Source organism: Exiguobacterium sp. SL-10 (genome assembly GCF_004337025.1).
Lineage (GTDB): Bacteria > Bacillota > Bacilli > Exiguobacteriales > Exiguobacteriaceae > Exiguobacterium.
In genome coordinates, this window is sequence record NZ_SJUP01000002.1 from 17,415 (window position 1) to 35,513 (window position 18,099).

General features: G+C 52.3%; 19 protein-coding genes. 18 read left to right on the forward strand and 1 reads right to left on the reverse strand.

Features of this window, described 5'->3' with window-relative positions:
- The 3 genes from rsmG to EVJ33_RS03035 all read left to right on the forward strand — a co-directional run bounded on the left by rsmG (position 1) and on the right by EVJ33_RS03035 (position 2,504).
- Positions 1-717, forward strand: coding sequence for a 16S rRNA (guanine(527)-N(7))-methyltransferase RsmG (gene rsmG / locus EVJ33_RS03025; RefSeq protein ID WP_131434347.1), 717 nt, complete (start codon positions 1-3; stop codon positions 715-717).
- A gap of 80 nt (positions 718-797) precedes the next feature.
- The gene (noc, locus tag EVJ33_RS03030) at positions 798-1,676 is read left to right on the forward strand and encodes a nucleoid occlusion protein (protein WP_131434349.1); all 879 of its coding nucleotides are present in this window, start codon (positions 798-800) and stop codon (positions 1,674-1,676) included.
- 45 nt (positions 1,677-1,721) lie between these two features.
- On the forward strand, positions 1,722-2,504 hold the full coding sequence (locus tag EVJ33_RS03035; protein WP_131434351.1) for a ParB/RepB/Spo0J family partition protein: 783 nt from the start codon (positions 1,722-1,724) through the stop codon (positions 2,502-2,504).
- On the opposite strand, the gene yyaC is transcribed toward EVJ33_RS03035, so the two are convergent.
- Positions 2,477-3,103 (reverse strand): spore protease YyaC, encoded by a 627-nt coding sequence (yyaC, locus tag EVJ33_RS03040; protein ID WP_131434353.1) that lies wholly within the window; start codon positions 3,101-3,103, stop codon positions 2,477-2,479. The two genes, EVJ33_RS03035 and yyaC, sit on opposite strands and share 28 nt — an antisense overlap.
- Positions 3,104-3,272: 169 nt before the next feature.
- Between yyaC and EVJ33_RS03045 the strand changes: the two genes are divergently transcribed.
- The 15 genes from EVJ33_RS03045 to EVJ33_RS03115 all read left to right on the forward strand — a co-directional run bounded on the left by EVJ33_RS03045 (position 3,273) and on the right by EVJ33_RS03115 (position 18,049).
- Positions 3,273-4,211 (forward strand): mechanosensitive ion channel family protein, encoded by a 939-nt coding sequence (locus EVJ33_RS03045; RefSeq protein ID WP_131434354.1) that lies wholly within the window; start codon positions 3,273-3,275, stop codon positions 4,209-4,211.
- Entirely contained in the window at positions 4,201-4,404 is a 204-nt protein-coding gene (locus EVJ33_RS03050; RefSeq protein WP_131434356.1) for a DUF951 domain-containing protein, read from the forward strand. The genes EVJ33_RS03045 and EVJ33_RS03050 overlap by 11 nt, the downstream gene beginning before the upstream one ends.
- A gap of 152 nt (positions 4,405-4,556) precedes the next feature.
- On the forward strand, positions 4,557-5,657 hold the full coding sequence (gene ychF, locus EVJ33_RS03055) for a redox-regulated ATPase YchF (protein ID WP_131434358.1): 1,101 nt from the start codon (positions 4,557-4,559) through the stop codon (positions 5,655-5,657).
- A 130-nt stretch (positions 5,658-5,787) separates the two neighbouring features.
- Complete coding sequence (gene rpsF / locus EVJ33_RS03060) at positions 5,788-6,075, forward strand: 30S ribosomal protein S6 (RefSeq protein ID WP_021067861.1); 288 nt, start codon at positions 5,788-5,790, stop codon at positions 6,073-6,075.
- Positions 6,076-6,112: 37 nt separating this feature from the next.
- Positions 6,113-6,622: a single-stranded DNA-binding protein gene (gene ssb / locus EVJ33_RS03065; protein ID WP_024371077.1), complete on the forward strand. Its 510-nt coding sequence runs from the start codon at positions 6,113-6,115 to the stop codon at positions 6,620-6,622.
- A gap of 40 nt (positions 6,623-6,662) precedes the next feature.
- Complete coding sequence (gene rpsR, locus EVJ33_RS03070; RefSeq protein ID WP_015880232.1) at positions 6,663-6,893, forward strand: 30S ribosomal protein S18; 231 nt, start codon at positions 6,663-6,665, stop codon at positions 6,891-6,893.
- A gap of 150 nt (positions 6,894-7,043) precedes the next feature.
- A complete protein-coding gene (locus tag EVJ33_RS03075) occupies positions 7,044-9,035 on the forward strand; it encodes a DHH family phosphoesterase (RefSeq protein ID WP_131434360.1) in 1,992 nt (663 codons plus the stop codon).
- Positions 9,032-9,475 carry a 50S ribosomal protein L9 gene (gene rplI / locus EVJ33_RS03080; protein WP_021067864.1) on the forward strand — a complete coding sequence of 148 codons (444 nt, stop codon included), beginning with the start codon at positions 9,032-9,034 and terminating at the stop codon, positions 9,473-9,475. Before EVJ33_RS03075 ends, rplI begins: the two co-directional genes overlap by 4 nt.
- Positions 9,476-9,493: 18 nt before the next feature.
- On the forward strand, positions 9,494-10,846 hold the full coding sequence (gene dnaB / locus EVJ33_RS03085; protein WP_021067865.1) for a replicative DNA helicase: 1,353 nt from the start codon (positions 9,494-9,496) through the stop codon (positions 10,844-10,846).
- Positions 10,847-11,082: 236 nt separating this feature from the next.
- Positions 11,083-12,372, forward strand: coding sequence for an adenylosuccinate synthase (locus EVJ33_RS03090; protein WP_131434362.1), 1,290 nt, complete (start codon positions 11,083-11,085; stop codon positions 12,370-12,372).
- 120 nt (positions 12,373-12,492) lie between these two features.
- Positions 12,493-13,203: a response regulator YycF gene (gene yycF / locus EVJ33_RS03095; RefSeq protein ID WP_021067867.1), complete on the forward strand. Its 711-nt coding sequence runs from the start codon at positions 12,493-12,495 to the stop codon at positions 13,201-13,203.
- A 3-nt stretch (positions 13,204-13,206) separates the two neighbouring features.
- The gene (gene walK / locus EVJ33_RS03100; protein WP_131434363.1) at positions 13,207-15,048 is read left to right on the forward strand and encodes a cell wall metabolism sensor histidine kinase WalK; all 1,842 of its coding nucleotides are present in this window, start codon (positions 13,207-13,209) and stop codon (positions 15,046-15,048) included.
- On the forward strand, positions 15,048-16,433 hold the full coding sequence (yycH, locus tag EVJ33_RS03105) for a two-component system activity regulator YycH (RefSeq protein ID WP_131434365.1): 1,386 nt from the start codon (positions 15,048-15,050) through the stop codon (positions 16,431-16,433). Before walK ends, yycH begins: the two co-directional genes overlap by 1 nt.
- On the forward strand, positions 16,420-17,244 hold the full coding sequence (locus EVJ33_RS03110) for a two-component system regulatory protein YycI (protein ID WP_131434367.1): 825 nt from the start codon (positions 16,420-16,422) through the stop codon (positions 17,242-17,244). The genes yycH and EVJ33_RS03110 overlap by 14 nt, the downstream gene beginning before the upstream one ends.
- A 13-nt stretch (positions 17,245-17,257) precedes the next feature.
- Positions 17,258-18,049, forward strand: a complete 792-nt coding sequence (locus EVJ33_RS03115) for an MBL fold metallo-hydrolase (RefSeq protein WP_131434369.1) — start codon at positions 17,258-17,260, stop codon at positions 18,047-18,049.
- Positions 18,050-18,099 lie beyond the last annotated feature (50 nt).

Genomic DNA, 18,099 nt, shown 5'->3' on the forward strand with positions numbered 1-18,099 from the left:
ATGAACCAATCCCAATTTATTGAGGCGTTGCAGGCAGAAGGATTCGAATTGAGTGAGAAACAACTCGCTCAATTCGAGCGTTATTTCGAGATGCTCGTCGAATGGAACGAGAAGATGAATTTGACGGCGATTACAGACAAAGAAGAAGTATACTTGAAGCATTTCTATGATTCGCTCAGTGCAGCGTTCCATTTTGACTTCTCGAACGTCGAGACCGTATGTGATGTCGGCGCAGGGGCCGGTTTCCCGAGCTTGCCGCTGAAAATTTTATACCCCCACCTTCATGTGACGATTATCGACTCATTGAACAAGCGCATCACGTTCTTAAACGAACTCGCGCTTGCACTCGGAGTAGACGGTGTCGCGTTCCATCATGGTCGGGCTGAAGAGTTCGGGAAAAATAAAAAATTTCGGGAGCAGTTTGATGTTGTGACCGCCCGTGCGGTTGCCCGGATGACGGTGCTCGCCGAGTACTGTTTACCGCTCACAAAAGTTGGAGGAACGTTCGTAGCGCTCAAGGCGGCGAAAGTTTCGGATGAACTCGTCGATGCGAAAAATGCTTTGGCCGTGCTCGGTGGGAAAGTAAAAACGACACACCAGTTCCTATTGCCAGGAGAGATGAGTGAGCGTAATATCGTAATTGTAGATAAATTACGAAAAACGCCTGGGAAATATCCTCGTAAAGCGGGGACCCCGGCGAAAGAGCCGCTAATCTGAGCAATAGTGTTTCACGTGAAACTAAAAGCAGATTCCGGTAGTGGAATCTGCTTATTTTTTTACATAGAGGGGTGCCGACGTTGAAGAAAACATTTGCTAAACTGTTCGGAAGTCGTCCGGAAGTAGCCGTCACGGAACTGGCAGAAGTCAAACCGAATGACGCTGTCCAAGAAATCGCCTTATCGTTGCTTCTACCGAACCGTTATCAACCGCGTAAAGTATTCGAGCCGGCTAAGATTGAAGAATTGGCCGTCACGATTGACGAGCACGGTCTGTTGCAGCCGATCGTCGTTCGCAAGGCGGACGGGGAGCGCTACGAGATTATCGCTGGAGAGCGTCGCTTCCGTGCCGTCAAGTCGCTCGGTTGGTCTGTCATTCCGGCCATCGTCCGTGATATGGATGACGATACGACAGCTGCTTTGGCATTGATTGAAAACTTGCAACGGGAACAGCTCAGTCCAATCGAGGAAGCGGAAGCGTATGACCGTCTGCTCGCGATGAACGGGCTGACACAAGCCGCACTTGCGAAGAGTCTCGGAAAGAGTCAGTCGACAATCGCCAATAAATTGCGTCTGTTGAAACTACCAGAAGACGTGAAGCAATGTTTGCGTGACCGCCAAATCAATGAACGTCATGCCCGGGCGCTTTTACCGCTCAAAGAGTCCGGCCTTCAAATCCAAGTGCTCATGGAGATTTTAGAGCAAGACTTCAACGTCAAAGAGACGGAGGAACGCGTCGAATTTTTGACGACACCGATTGAAGAAGAGAAACGGAAACCGAAAAAACAGCGCCGTCGGACGAAAAGTTTTGCTAGAGATACGCGAATCGCTATCAACACCATCCGTGACTCGGTCAGCTTGATCGGTAAAACCGGCATCGAAGTCCAAACCGAGGAAGTCGAAGAGGATGAATTTGTTGAAATTCGGATTCGAATCCCGAAAGCACGGCCACAAAAGTGAGCCCGTGCTTTTTTTGTAGCAATTAGATGGAATGGAGGAATCAGGATGGAACGGTTACCAATCAATCATATTCGCCCGAACCCGAACCAGCCCCGCAAACAGTTTGAGCCGGAAAAGTTAGACGAACTCAGACAGTCGATTGAGCGTTACGGTGTGTTGCAACCAATCGTCGTCCGTAAAGCGAGCGGATTTTATGAGATCATTGCCGGGGAACGCCGATTTCAAGCTGCGAAGTTAGCCGGCAAAGCGGACATCCCGGCGCTGATCGTGACAGCCGACTCGGACCGCGTCATGGAACTGGCCTTGATTGAGAACATTCAACGAGCCGACTTGAATGCGATTGAAGAGGCGCTTGCCTACGAGCAGTTGATGCAAACGCTCGGGTTGACGCAGCAACAACTTGCCGAACGCGTTGGGAAAAGTCGGAGCCGCGTGACGAACAGTCTCAGACTGCTCCGGTTGCCGAGTGCGGTCCAACATGCGGTCATGGTCGGCGAATTGACGATGGGACACGCACGTGCCATCACAGGCATGAAATCGGCTCAGGCCATGGAACAGATCGCTCGTCGCGTCATCGCCGAGCAGTGGACGGTTCGACGGCTCGAGCGCTACTTACAAAAAGAACGCATCGAAAAAAAGACGCTCAAGCGCTCGGACGCCGACGTGGAAGCCGTCGAGGCGGTACTAGCGGAACGTCTTCAAATGGATGTGTCGATTCGCCCGCGTCGAAAAGGGGGCGTGCTTGAACTGAAGTATTTCTCACAAGATGATTTGGAGCATCTGTTGACACTTTTATCGCCTCAAGATTTCGATTCGTCGCGGGATTGACGTAGCCGAGTAATGGCCGCTTCTTCTTGAGGGAGCCGTCCGATTCGTGAGTCGAATTCGGCGAAGCCATCGGTGATGAAACGGGCCAACTCATAGACGAGATGTAAGCGCGTGTTTTGCAAAATCATCATTTCCATGAAGCCGCTCACATTGACGACAGCTTTAATATTGTACTCACCGACCGAAGGGAGTTCTTTTTGGACACCGGCGCCGGGAGCGAGCGGTCCTTCCGAAAAGAAAATATACCCGACACTCGACAATCGGCCCAGACAGGCGTCGATCGCGATGATGAGGGGACGGTGGAAGCGTGTCTGCACCTCGTGGAGCGTCTCGACGAGGTTCAGGGCATGGACCGGTTTCGTCAGTGTGCCGTAAACATGGATATTGCGAACGGACCGTTCTTCGAGGAACGTTCCGACAAGCGGTCCGAGGGAATCACCGGTTGAACGGTCGGAGCCGATACAAACGAGGACAATCGGACGATGCGTCTCTTTTGCCAACTGGTCGTGCAGTTGATCGGCAAAGAGCTTGGATCCACTCCGTTCGGTATGTTCGATGAAGAAAGAGTATGGTTTATGAGGTTTTAGGCGAAACGGCATGAATCTCATCCTCTCTTCTAAGCTGTCTGCGTCTAGTTGCAATTGCGGAATGACATCGTATTATCCCATTCCCGGAACATCAAAACTTATAACGTCCGGATGTAGCGTTTGAGAAAAGTCGTCAATTATGGTTTGATGAGTGAGAATCTATAACTTTAGAGGTGACAACATGGCTTCACAAAATACAGATACAGACTTAAGTACGGTGGCAGACGAGACGATTGATAACGTCAATCGGTTCGTCGCCTATTTCCAAGACACGGAGATGTGGATCGGCCTTGGCATTAAATTGACGGGTGTCGCACTCATCATCTTGGCGCTTTATGTGGCGTCACGCATTTTGACATCGATGGTCCAGCGCGTGTTCGCATTACGTAAAATCAAAGAAGATAATATCGTCGCCCAACGTCAAAATGAGACGTTGTCGAAACTGGCTCAAAACACGATTCGTTACGTGCTTGGCCTGATTATGATTTTGACGGTGCTCGGTCAGTTCGGTGTCAATATCGCCGGGTTGATCGCATCGGCCGGGGTTGCTGGTCTCGCCATCTCGTTCGGGGCACAGAACTTGGTGAAAGACGTCATTACGGGCGCCTTCATCATTTTTGAGAATCAGTACAAAAACGGGGATTACGTCAATTTGAATCAACAAGTCGACGGGACCGTCATCGAAGTCGGGATTCGGACGACGAAGTTGAAAGGGTTGAACGGACAAGTGACGATCATCCCGAACGGACAGATCATGCAAGTGACGAACTACTCGCTCGAGAATAGCGTCGCGGTCGTCGACATCGGTGTCGCCTATGAAGAAGATATGGGCAAAGTCGAGAAGGCGTTGAAAGAGATTGCGAAGACGGTCGAAGAGAAGTATCACGATTTGTTCATCGAGCCGATCACGCTCGCCGGCGTCCAGTCGCTCGGACCATCAGAAGTCGTTTATCGTCTTATGGCTGAAGTTCCACCGACGCAACATTTCGCGGCCGGGAGAATTTTGCATAAAGAGTTGAAGGCCGGATTGGATGAGCGCGGAATCGAGATTCCGTATCCGCGGACCGTCATGATGCCGCCAACTACATCGACTAAAGGAGCGCCCGAAAATGCAGGCTAAATCGTATGAATTAAACGATTTTGTAGAAATGAAGAAACCGCATGCGTGTCAGACGAACCGTTGGCAGGTGACTCGGGTCGGGATGGATATTCGCATCAAGTGTCAAGGCTGCGGGGCAAGCGTACTCATGCCACGCCGAGACTTCGATAAGCGATTGAAAAAAGTGCTTCCACAAGAGAACGCCGCTGACTAAGTGGCGTTCTTCTCTATGTTACAACCGTGAGTTGCGGTTTAATCGAGGACTAACTATAATTGTGAAGGATGTGACGGTGTGGTGTACTGAACGTACCCACTCCACAGACGGATCAACATTTCCCGGGAAAGCCGGATGAGGAGGAAATACAAGTGGGATTAACAGCAGGAATCGTCGGATTACCGAACGTCGGGAAATCGACATTATTTAACGCCATCACGCAAGCCGGTGTAGAAGCAGCCAACTATCCGTTCGCCACGATCGACCCGAACGTTGGGGTCGTTGAAGTACCGGATGCGCGTCTTGACCGATTGACGGAACTCGTCAAACCGAAGAAAACCGTACCGACCGCTTTTGAATTTACAGATATCGCCGGAATCGTGAAAGGCGCGTCAAAAGGAGAAGGACTCGGAAACAAGTTCTTGGCCAACATCCGCGAAGTCGATGCAATTTGCCAAGTCGTCCGTTGCTTTGAAGATGACAACATCACGCACGTGGCAGGTAAAGTCTCACCAATCGATGACATCACGACAATTAACCTCGAGTTGATTTTGGCTGACCTCGAATTGGTCGAGAAACGCATCACGCGTGTCCAAAAAATGGTCAAATCGAAAGATAAAGGGGCGGCCCAAGAACTTGAGGCGCTCGAAATCGTTCAAGCGATTCTTGAATCGGAGCGTCCGGCCCGTGTCGCTGAATTGACAGAAGACCAACTCGCCATCGTCAAACACTTCCAGTTGCTCACGATGAAGCCGATGCTTTACGTCGCGAACGTCAGCGAAGACGAAGTGGCGGATGCCGATCAAAACCCATACGTCCAAGCGGTTCGTGAACACGCGGCGACAGAAGGGGCGAAAGTGATTGTCATCTGTGCCCGTATCGAAGAGGAAATCTCGGAGCTTGAACCAGAAGAACGCCTTGAGTTCTTGCAAGATCTCGGCATCGAGGAGTCTGGACTCGATCAATTGATCCGTGCCGCTTACTCGACGCTCGGTCTCGCGACATACTTCACGGCGGGCGAGAAAGAAGTACGTGCTTGGACGTTCAAGCAAGGCATGAAAGCTCCACAATGTGCGGGCGTCATTCACTCTGACTTCGAACGTGGATTCATCCGTGCCGAAGTCGTCGCGTATGAAGATTTGTCTGCTGCCGGCAACATGACGGCCGTCAAAGAACAAGGGAAGCTTCGCTCGGAAGGGAAAGAGTACGTCTTCCAAGATGGCGACGTGGTCACGTTCCGTTTCAACGTTTAAGCCATTTTACGGAAACGTATTGTAAAATGAACAGAAGTTTGATAGTATATTATGACGTGAGTAAAACAATTGTTTGCTCCTTGCTCCTACAACCGGTAGGAGCCGTTAGTCCAAGAGGAGGTGAAAGATAATGCGTAAATACGAACTTCTTTACATTATCCGTCCATCAGTTGATGAGGAAGCGAAGAAAGCTTTGATCGAACGCTTCAACAACGTCATCACTGAAAACGGTGGTACTGTTGACAAAACAACAGACATGGGTAAACGTCGTCTCGCTTACGAAATCAACAAGATGCGCGAAGGACACTACGTTCTTCTCAACATCACTGCTGAGCCTAAAGCGATTCAAGAAACAGAGCGTCTCATGAAGATCTCTGATGACGTTGTCCGTCAAATGACAACTAAAGACGAGCGTTAATTCTTAACGCTTCATATTGCGAAAGGGGAGCTTTGAGATGATTAACCGAGTTGTGTTAGTTGGTCGATTGACACGTGATCCAGAAATGCGTTATACGCAGAGCGGGATTGCCGTAACTCGCTTCACTCTCGCTTGCGATCGTCCATTCACTGGACAAGATGGGAAGCGCGAGGCGGACTTTATTGATTGTGTCGTTTGGCGCAAACAAGCAGAGAACGTAGCACAATATTTGAAAAAAGGCAGCATGGCCGGCGTAGACGGTCGCCTTCAAATCAGTAGTTACGAAGGTCAAGATGGCCAACGTCGTTACCGGGCAGAAGTCGTAGCCGATAGCGTACGCTTCCTTGAACCACGCGGTGCTTCAACGCAACGTGATACAGCACCGGCTGGAGATGTCTTCGGTGGTGGTGAGTCAAGTGGGTCAGGATGGGGCGCAGCCGCTTCTTCGACTTCATCTCAGTCCTCGAACTCAAACAAAGGTTTTGAAGCCGATCCGTTCTCGGGCGGCGGAAAAATCGACTTATCGGATGACGATCTGCCATTTTGATCGCATCGATTCGAAACTAAACTAAAAAGGAGGTCTTCACATGGCACGTCGTCCAGGAGGTCGTCGTCGTCGTAAAGTATGTTTCTTTACGTCGAACAACATCACTCATATCGATTATAAAGACGTAGAATTGCTCAAACGCTTCGTTTCGGAGCGTGGTAAAATTCTTCCACGTCGTGTGACTGGTACTTCAGCGAAATACCAACGTCCACTTACTGTCGCTATCAAGCGCTCACGTCAAATGGCTTTGCTTCCATACGTTGCAGAGTAATTTTTGACACACGGCTTATCCCTCGGGATAGGTCGTTTTTTGTTTTCTGAGCCGATGTTGGAGTGTAAGTGAAACGGGCGGATATGGTATGATAGAGCAGAAACCATTTAGACATCATGGGTGGAATATCACTCATTTTAGGAGGCACACATGCACAGTGGTGAAGCAATAACATCAGTGAAGAACCAGTACGCGCGTCACGCCGTCCCATATGTGATTGGACTGCTCGTCGCGTTAGGATTGGCGTTCTACAGCATTGTGGCGGCAATCACCCTGTTCGTGGGCACGCTGATTTATTTCATCTATCAGCAAGTGACGATTCGACGAGAGCGTAAGGCATGGGAACAATACGTCCATTCTTTGTCGCATCGAATCGAAGACGTCGGGAAAGAGGCGCTCACCAGCATGCCGATCGGGATTCTCGTCTTCGACGAAGCGCGTCGCATCAGCTGGTTCAATGAACAGTCTCGGCTCATCTTCGAGCTCGAGATGGAACTTGGGATCTCGATCGACTCGATTCACTCGGCGTTCACCGAGTTGATTGAGGAAGAAGAGGATGAAGCGACCATCGAAGTCGGGGACCGCGTCTATCGAGTCCTCTATAACAAGGAATATCAAACCCTTTACTTGTTCGATATGACGGATGAAGCAGAGATTGAACAAAAATACTCGGAAACACAGACGGTGATCGGGGTTTTATACTTAGATAACTACGATGAGATGTCGACCGCCGTCGATGAACAGGTGCGGAGTGAAATCAATCGACGGGTGACCGTCCTATTGAACCAATGGGCTCAAAAATACTACGTTTATATGCGCCGAACGGCAGCCGACCGTTTCTTCCTCGTCATGAACGAACGGACGCTCTCTGAACTTGAGAACAATCGCTTCTCGATTCTCGATGAGGTCCGCGAGGCGACGAAAGAACATAAAATTCCACTTACACTCTCCATCGGCATCGGTTGTGGAGAAACGACGTTGACGGAACTTGGGAATTTATCGCAATCGAGCCTCGATTTAGGGCTCGGTCGCGGCGGGGACCAAGTCGTCGTCAAACGTCATAACGGAAAAGTTCGCTTTTTCGGCGGTAAGACGAACCCGACCGAGAAACGGACTCGGGTTCGGGCCCGCGTCATCTCGAACTCGATGCGCGATTTGATTCGTGAGTCGAGCCGTGTCCTGATCATGGGGCATAAAAATCCGGATATGGACTCACTTGGAGCCTCGATTGGGATCATGAAACTGGCCGAATTTGTCGGACGCGAGGCGTATGTCGTCATCCCCGCCGGTGAGACGAGCGTGGGGATTCAGCGGCTCGTCCATGAAGTCGAGAACGACGAAGAGCTATATAGCCGCTTCTTGACCGAGTTCGAGGCCCAACCGCTTATCGATGAACAGACGTTGCTCGTCGTCGTCGATACACACCGGCCGTCCCTCGTCATCTCGCGGGATATTTTAGACCGTGCGGAACGGGTCGTCGTCATCGACCACCATCGCCGCGGTGAAGAGTTCATCGAAGACCCGGTCCTCGTCTACATGGAACCGTACGCGTCCTCGACGTGCGAACTCGTGACGGAGTTGATTGAGTATCAGGCTGGTACGCGCAAGCTATCGATTTTAGAGGCGACGTCACTCCTCGCTGGTATGGTGGTCGACACGAAAGGATTTACTTTACGGACAGGGTCGCGGACGTTTGATGCTGCTTCTTTCCTCCGGATTCAAGGGGCCGACACCGTGCTCGTTCAGCACTTCATGCGCCAAGACCTCGATTCGTATATCGAGCAGTCCCATATTCTCGAAAATACGGACATCTATTCCGGAGGTATGGCGATTGCCGTCGCCTCAGACGACGAGGCGCATCATCAAGTATTGATCGCCCAATCGGCCGATCAACTCCTCAACATGGAGGGTGTCAAAGCGTCGTTCGTCATCGCCGTCTTGCCAGACGGTCGGACCGGAATCAGTGCGCGTTCGCTCGGCGATGTCAACGTCCAAGTCATCATGGAGATGCTGGACGGGGGCGGTCATTTGACGAACGCGGCGACGCAATTGAACGTGAGCCGGGAACAGGCGAAAACGTTGTTACAAGAAGCGATTGATCATTATATGACAGATGAAACAGAGGGAGAGGATTCTGAATGAAAGTCATTTTAAAAGTAGATGTAAAAGGTCAAGGTAAAGCGGGTGACGTCAAGGACGTCGCGGACGCTTATGCGAAGAACGTACTCTTTAAAAAGAACTTGGCGGTCGAAGCGACACCAGGTAACTTGAAGGCGTTCGCCGCGAAAGAGCGACGTGCTGAAGAAGCGGCCGAAGAGGAATTGAAGCAAGCCCAGCAGTTGAAAGACAAGCTTGAAAAAGAGACGATCGTCGTCAAGACGAAGTCAGGTGAGGGCGGTCGCGTCTTCGGATCGGTCACGAGCAAGCAAATCGGTGAAGCGTTGAAAGGGATGGGCTACAAGATCGACAAGCGTAAAATCGAGCTTGAGCACCCAATCAAAGCGCTTGGGTTCACGAAAGTGCCGGTGAAGTTGCATCATGACGTCACGGCTTCGTTAAACGTTCATGTTCAAGAAGCGTGAAGGTGAGGTAGACAACGTATGAGTGATGCGATTCAAGTCAACACCCCGCCACATAGCGTCGAAGCGGAACAAGCTGTCCTTGGGGCCGTCATTCTCGATTCCGATCGGCTGATCACGGCCTCGGAGCGGGTCGACCCGGACGACTTTTATCGTGTCAGCCATCAACGGATCTTTGAGGCGATGCTGAAGATTAACGACCGCGGTGAACTTGTCGATTTGGTCACGCTCAGTTCGGAACTTCAAGCTCAAGGCATTCTCGATGAAATCGGTGGATTGAACTACTTGGCGGAAATCGCCGAAGCGGTTCCGGCCATCGGGAACATCGGGTATTATTTGAACGTCGTCGATCAAAAGGCGGCGCTCCGCCGCTTGATTCGGACCGCGACGAATATCGTCTCAGACGGCTATGAACGCCAAGACGAGGTCGATGCCGTCCTGTCAGACGCCGAGCGGAATATTTTAAAAGTTTCGCAACGCAAAGGGCAGTCGAGCTTCCATCCGATTGGCTCGGTCTTATCGGACGCCTACTCGACGATTGAAAAACTGCACCAATCGAGCGGGGAGATCACCGGTATCGCGACCGGGTTCAGCGATCTAGACAAGATGACGGCCGGTTTCCAACGTAACGACCTCATCATCGTCGCGGCCCGTCCTTCCGTCGGGAAGACGGCCTTCGCCTTGAACATCTCGCAAAACGTGGCCGTCCGTACCGGTGAGAACGTCGCCATCTTCAGTTTGGAGATGGGTGCCGAGCAACTCGTCATGCGGATGCTCTGTGCGGAAGGCAATATCGACGCCCAGCGTCTACGGACGGGACGGCTCGAGGCCGAGGACTGGGGTCGGCTCTCGCTCGCCATGTCATCGCTGTCGCAAGCCGGTATTTATATCGATGATACACCGGGTCTTCGCGTCAACGAGATCCGGGCCAAGTGCCGCCGCTTGAAACAAGAGCATGGCCTCGGCATGATCATGATTGACTACTTGCAGCTCATCGTCGGGAACGGCAAGCCAGGCGAGAACCGGCAACAAGAAGTCTCAGAGATCTCGCGGACGCTCAAAGCGATCGCGCGTGAGCTCCAAGTACCGGTCATCGCTTTGTCGCAGCTTTCACGTGGTGTTGAGAGCCGTCAAGACAAGCGTCCGATGATGTCAGATATCCGGGAATCCGGGGCGATCGAGCAAGATGCCGATATCGTCGCGTTCTTGTACCGGGATGACTATTACGACAAAGAGAGTGAAGATGCCAACACGATCGAGATCATCATCGCCAAACAGCGTAACGGTCCGACGGGGACGGTCAAACTCTCGTTCCGAAAAGAATACAACAAATTCGTCAACATGGAGACGCAAGCTTTTGCGCCGCCGATGTAGGGCGAGTCATTCCGCTAAAGGCGACGTCATGAGACGTCGTCTTTTTTGTCGGTCTTTAGACCTAAACGTACTCAAATTTTGAAGAATCCAATCATTGAATGAAAAATGACACGTCAATAACGAACGAAAGGTTACAACTTAAAAATATCGTTCGGTATTAGGTTGACTTTCGAGAAAAGCAAGTGTACACTTACGGATGGTTTGAATAGAACGTTTATCTACAAGGAGGATTCATTATGTCATCAGTAGTCGTAGTGGGAACGCAGTGGGGCGATGAAGGTAAAGGGAAAATCACGGACTTCTTATCGAAGCAGGCCGAGGTCGTCGCGCGTTATCAAGGGGGAGACAACGCTGGTCATACGATCGTCTTCAACGATACGAAGTATAAACTTCACTTGATTCCATCGGGGATCTTCTACTCGGACAAAACTTGTGTCATCGGGAACGGGATGGTCGTCAATCCGAAATCGCTCGTCACGGAGCTCGCATACTTGCACGAGCGTGGCGTGAGTACGGATAACCTCCGCATCTCGAACCGGGCCCACGTCATCTTGCCGTACCACCAGTTGCAAGACAAGCTCGAAGAGGACGCGAAAGGCGACGCCAAAGTCGGGACGACGCTCAAAGGGATCGGTCCTTGCTACATGGACAAAGCGTCGCGTATCGGGATTCGCATCGCTGACCTTCTCGACAAAGAAGTGTTCGCCGAGAAGCTCAAGACCGTCCTCGCGATTAAAAACCGCATGTTCGTGAAGATGTACGAAGTCGATGCGATCGAATTCGATGACATCTTCGAAGAATACTACGCGTACGGCCAACAGTTCGCCAAGTACGTGTGTGATACATCAGTCGTGTTGAACAACGCGCTCGACGAAGAACAGAAAGTACTGTTCGAAGGCGCGCAAGGTGTGTTGTTAGACATCGACCACGGAACGTACCCGTTCGTCACATCATCGAACGCAGCTTCAGGCGGCGTATCGAGCGGTGCCGGTATCGGCCCATCGAAAATCCATCACGTCGTCGGCGTCTGTAAGGCGTACACGTCACGTGTCGGAGACGGCCCGTTCCCGACCCAACTTGACGATGAGATCGGTCACACGATCCGTGAAGTCGGAAAAGAGTACGGTACGACGACAGGACGTCCGCGTCGCGTCGGTTGGTTCGACTCGGTCGTCGTCCGTCACTCACGCCGCGTCAGCGGAATCACAGACCTTTGCCTCAACTCGATCGACGTGTTGACAGGTCTTGAGACGCTCAAGATTTGTACGGCATACGAGTTCGAAGGCAAGCTCCTCGACGAGTACCCACCGAACTTCCGCGTGCTCGAACAGTGCAAGCCTGTGTTCGAAGAGCTCCCAGGCTGGACAGAAGACATCACAGGCATCCGCAAGTTCGAAGACTTGCCGGTGAACGCGCAGAACTATGTCAAGCGCATCGAAGCGTTGACAGGCATCGAATTGTTGACGTTCTCGGTCGGACCGGCACGTGAGCAGACGGTCATCTTGCGTGACATTTACGAAGCATAAGATAGAGAGCCCTCGTGGCTCTCTTTTCATTTCCGCGGAAATGGACCACGCTTTCTAACCTATAGAAAAAGAGTTACAATGTAGACATGTACGTTTAACGATAAGAGGAGGACTCACTGAATGGATCGTACGATTTTAGTGGTAGATGACGAGCAACCAATCGCAGATATATTGAAGTTTAAGCTTGAAAAAGAAGGATACCAAGTCCACGTCGCGTATGACGGGGAAGAGGCGCTCGTGAAAGTCGAAGAAGTCAAACCGGATTTGATTTTGCTCGACATCATGTTGCCGCTCAAAGACGGCATGGAAGTGTGCCGTGAAGTCCGGAAGAAGTACGACATGCCGATCATCATGTTGACGGCGAAAGACTCTGAGATCGATAAAGTGCTCGGGCTCGAGCTCGGTGCCGACGATTACGTCACGAAACCGTTCAGCTCACGCGAGCTTTTGGCCCGCGTCAAGGCGAATATGCGCCGTCACGCAACGGCCCCGGCTCCGGAGACGAAAGGTGCCAACGACAATGATATCGTGATCGGTGATTTGACGATTCATCCGGATTCGTACATGGTCACGAAACGGGAAGAGAAAATCGAACTGACGCACCGCGAGTTCGAGCTGATCCATTACCTCGCCCAAAACATCGGGCAAGTCATGACACGCGAGCACTTGCTCCAGACCGTATGGGGCTATGATTACTTCGGTGACGTCCGCACGGTCGACGTGACCGTCCGCCGTTTGCGCGAGAAAGTCGAAGACAACCCATCGACGCCGACGTATATCATCACGCGCCGTGGTGTCGGGTACTATTTAAAAGCAGGAGAAGAAGACTAAACGATGAAACGGACGAACTTCTTTAAATCTATCCAGTGGAAGCTCGTCGTCATCTATGCGCTGCTCATTCTTGTTGCGATGCAAGTCATCGGAGTGTACTTCGTACGCTCCCTCGAACGACAATACATCAACAACTTCTCGCAGTCGCTCGTTGATCGGGCCAACCTTCTGAGCTATAACGTCAGTGAAGGGATCGCATCGAACGGCGGTGACTCGACTTCAGACCAGCAGTTGAACCAGGTACTGGATCAACTGCTGTCTGAATTTACGGAGAGCACGACGCTAGCTGACGACATTCGCGAAGTCCAGATTATCGACACGAACAGTGTCGTCCGGGCGACGTCGAATCCGAACAACCAGAGTCTCGTCGGACAACGGACGGCGAACTCGTTCATTCAAAAATCATTCGCGACGAGCGGGGCGCAAGAGACGCTCGTCTATGAAGACTCGAACGAGCGTATGCGTGTCGTCGCCGTTCCAGTGAAATCCGAGGTCGATGGGACGACGACCGGCATGATCTATATCGAGGCGTCGATGCAGTCCATCTATAACCAGATGGAGCAAGTGACGAGGATTCTCGCGACCGGGACGCTCATCGCCCTGATCATCACGTCAATTCTGGGGATCTTGCTGTCACGGACAATCACGCGACCGATTGCGGATATGCGTCGTCAAGCCGTCGAGATGCGAAAAGGGAACTTCTCGCGGAAAGTTAAAGTCTATTCTGATGACGAGGTCGGCCAACTCGCCTACGCCTTCAACGAATTGACCGATGAGCTCATGGAGGCGAACGCGACGACGGAAGCCGAGCGACGCCGCTTGACGAGCGTCCTCGAGAACATGTCGGACGGGGTCGTCGCGACGGATCGCTCGCTCCGGGTCATCTTGATGAACGACCAAGCCCGCGATATGATCGGGCTCGCCGAGGAGGAGGCGATGGGGGCGAACCTTCAGAATCTGCTCGAGTTCGACGACGAGATCGTCATCCCGGAAGACGGGACGATGCCACCGAAACTGATCGACCTCAGTACGGACGAAGAACTATTCCTCGTCCGCGCCTATTTCTCGCCGATTCAAAAGCATAGCGGACCAATTACCGGTCTGATTGTCGTTCTGCACGACGTGACCGAGCAAGAACAGGTCGAGCAAGACCGTCGTGAGTTCGTCGCGAACGTCAGCCACGAGCTACGGACGCCGCTCACGACGATGCGGAGTTACCTCGAAGTACTCGCCGAAGGCGCATATAAGGACGACGAGCTCGCCCCGCGCTTCCTCGAGACGACACAGAACGAGACGGAGCGGATGATTCGCCTCGTCAACGACTTGTTGCAACTGTCGAAGATGGACAGCAAAGAGTATACGATGCAAAAAGTGAAGTTCGACTTTATCCAGTTCTTCAACGACATCATCGAGCGACATGAGATGACGAAAGGCGAGACGATCCAATTCCGCCGCAAGCTCATGAAACGCCGCGTGTATGTCCATGCCGATCAAGACAAGATGACGCAGGTCATCGACAACATCATCACGAACGCGATCAAGTTCTCGCCGGAAGGCGGGACGATCACGTTCCGGACGATGCTCCGTGCCAAGCGGCTCGTCATCGGTATTAAAGATGAAGGGGTCGGCATCCCGAAATCGAACTTGAAAAAAATCTTTGAACGGTTCTATCGGGTCGACAAGGCCCGGGCCCGCAATATCGGCGGAACCGGACTCGGTCTATCGATTGCCAAAGAAGTCGTTTCGGCCCATGGCGGTGACATCTGGGCTGAAAGTGAGTTCGGACGCGGGACGACGATTTACTTTACCATCCCGTTCGATACGATCGTGGAGGTGAATGACTGATGGAACGACCACGCTTCTTGGCGAAGCCAGAACTAGTGAAATCGCTCGTCTTGCTCACCTTGATCGTCACGTCCATCGTCCAAACGGTCATCCTGTGGGACTACCATCCGAAGTATCAGTCGGTCCAGTCAGAGACGCAAGTCGCGACGGTGGATGAGTCGCTTCAGCGGCAGCCACGACAAATCATCGTACCGGCCCAAACGGTCGTTCACGAGAACAACGCCGTCTTTGCCACGAAGAATACACCGAAACAGATTATGCGTGTCATTCGGGAGTCGTTCGAGGCGAGTGAGTTCAAACCGCTCGCCGTCAAGAGCGTCCCGAATTTATATGCGGGTGTCGATGAGGCCGTCGAACTGATTTTACCGGAGCCGTATTACACGGACACGCTCAGCTATATGCTCCCGGGTTCGTACAGCCTGTCTGGCAAAGTGCCGCAACGGGCCCTCATCTTCATGAAGGACGACACGTGGCGCATCCGCACGATCATGAGCGACCAATCGCTTTGGGAAGGGCGGTTGTCGAAAGTCGGTCAAGGGGACGTCAACAGCCTGTTCTTGAAAGACTCGGACCGCTCGATGCGTCGCGTCACGTATACGGATGAACGCGTCAACTACATCCCGGTCGTCGGACCGGAGATGAACGAGCTGTTCGCTTACGACGTGTCGCAGATTCAAATTTCGGCTCGCCTCGATTGGATGCGGGATACGTTCTTCCCCGGGGACCCGAACGTGCAAGAAGTCGACCCGGCTAGTTCGGTCGGCGCACTCACGAACGGGATTAGCGTCGCCGAATATGATGCGAACTTGAACGCGAGCCGTTATCGCAACTTATCACGTAACAGTTCGGAACAGGAGTCGGTCATCGGCCTCGACACGATTGTCGAGTTCGTCAACTTCCATGGAGGTTGGGTCGATGAGACGTCGGAGAGCCAAGGATTGTCGCTTCGATTCGATGCGATCACGCCGGCCAATAAAGGCTTTGAAACGACCGTGTTCCGGTTTCACGTGAACGGGTTCCCCGTGTTCAGTCAACGGGAGGCGTTCATCAATAATGATGCCGTCGACTTGTCGACGTTGCGCGTTGAGAACGATGGGACGCAAGTCCGGTCGATCACGCGGCATCATCTCGAGATCGATCGCCTGATCTCGGTCGGGACGACACGGCTCGCGGACGGACAAGACGTCGTCGACACGCTCGTTAACGCGGGACGATTTGAAAACGTGACCGAGATTCGTCTCGGCTATGAGATCGAATACAATGAAGACACGAGCCGTTACGTCACATTCTCGCCGAACTGGTTCGTTCGGGAGGCGGGACGTTGGATCCCATTCGATCAACCGGAAGACTGGACAGAAAGGATGATGTATCGTGGATTGGAGTAAAGCGAAAACGATTCTTCTCTTCGCCTTCCTCGCGCTGAACATCTACCTGTTGTTCCAGCTCTTGACGGAGACGTGGGCGACAGAGGTCGTGACGAACGACAATACGTCGATTGCACAAATTTTGGATCAACGGAACGTCGATGCGTCGAAGTTACCACGGATGGGACGGGATATCGGCTATTTGACAGGATCGTCCGAGCAGATGTCATCCTCGATGATCACGAAAAACCGAGAAGTTCAGCTGGCGACGACGGTTGATAACATGCAGCTCGAAGTCGAGCTCAAGCAGCCCGTCCCGCTCGACAAAGAAGATTTACGGACGACCGCCTCGACGTTCGTCTCGGAGTACGTCCCCTTCGGTTCGGAGTATGCGTACTGGCGCTATGACGCCGGGACACGTCAAGTCGCCTTCGTGCAGACGTATGAGAATAATAAAATTTTCTCAAATCCTGAAATCGATGGGGAGACCGAGCAGTATATCGGTCCGTCGCTCCTGCTACTTCAATTGAATGAATCACTCGAAGTGACCGACTATAAACAACGTCATTTGACGAACTTATCCTCAAAGTCGCAAGACGATCTCGTCTTGACGGCGAGCGAGGCCATCTCGCAACTCGCGGCCCGGAAGTACTTCCAACCGAACCAAGAGATGCGAGCCATCAACACAGGTTTCTATAGCCTGCCGCTCGACAGTTCCGGCAGCTTGATCATCATGCCGCCGCTCTGGTCGATCACAATCGACGGGGACGTGTACTTCGTCAATGCAATCGACGGGACCGTCGAACGGGTCGAATTTGACTCAGAAGAATGAAAGGAGTGATCGAGTGACTTTACGCTATAGTGTGCTTGCGAGCGGTTCGACCGGGAACTCCCTCTACATTGAGACGGAACGGGCGAAATTGCTCGTCGACGCCGGGTTGACCGGGAAGGCGATGCAACAACGCATCACCGAGATCGGCCGATCGTTTGACGGTATCGATGCACTGCTCGTCACGCATGAGCACTCCGACCATATTAAAGGTGTCGGGATTCTCGCTCGAAAGTATAACTTACCGATTTACGCGAACGCGAAGACGTGGGCCGCGATGGAATCCTTGATCGGGAAAGTCGATCCGGCCTTGAAGTTTCACTTCGAGGTAGGCGAGGTCAAACAGTTCGGGGATATCGAAATCGAATCGTTCAACGTCAGCCATGACGCGGCCGACCCGATGTTTTACCAGTTCGCCCATGACGGCAGACGCCTCGCCCATATCACCGACACGGGCTATGTGTCCGACCGGATGAAAGGCGTCATCCGCGGGGCTGATGATTTTATTTTCGAATCGAACCATGACGTCTCGATGCTTCAAATGGGACGTTATCCGTGGAGCGTCAAGCGTCGTATTCTCGGGGACTACGGCCACGTCTCGAACGAAGACGCGGCCATCGCGATGAGCGAGGTCATCGGAGCCCAGACGAAACGCATCTATTTGGCTCACCTCAGTAAAGATAACAACATGAAAGAACTCGCTCAAATGAGCGTCTCGCAAACACTCGGGATGCGCGATGTCGACCTTGGTCGCATCAAATTGTGCGATACCGACCCATCAACCCCCACTTCGCTCGTTTCTTTATAAGCGAACTTGGGAAAAGACAGATAACACACTGTCTTGAAGGGGGGACGCGT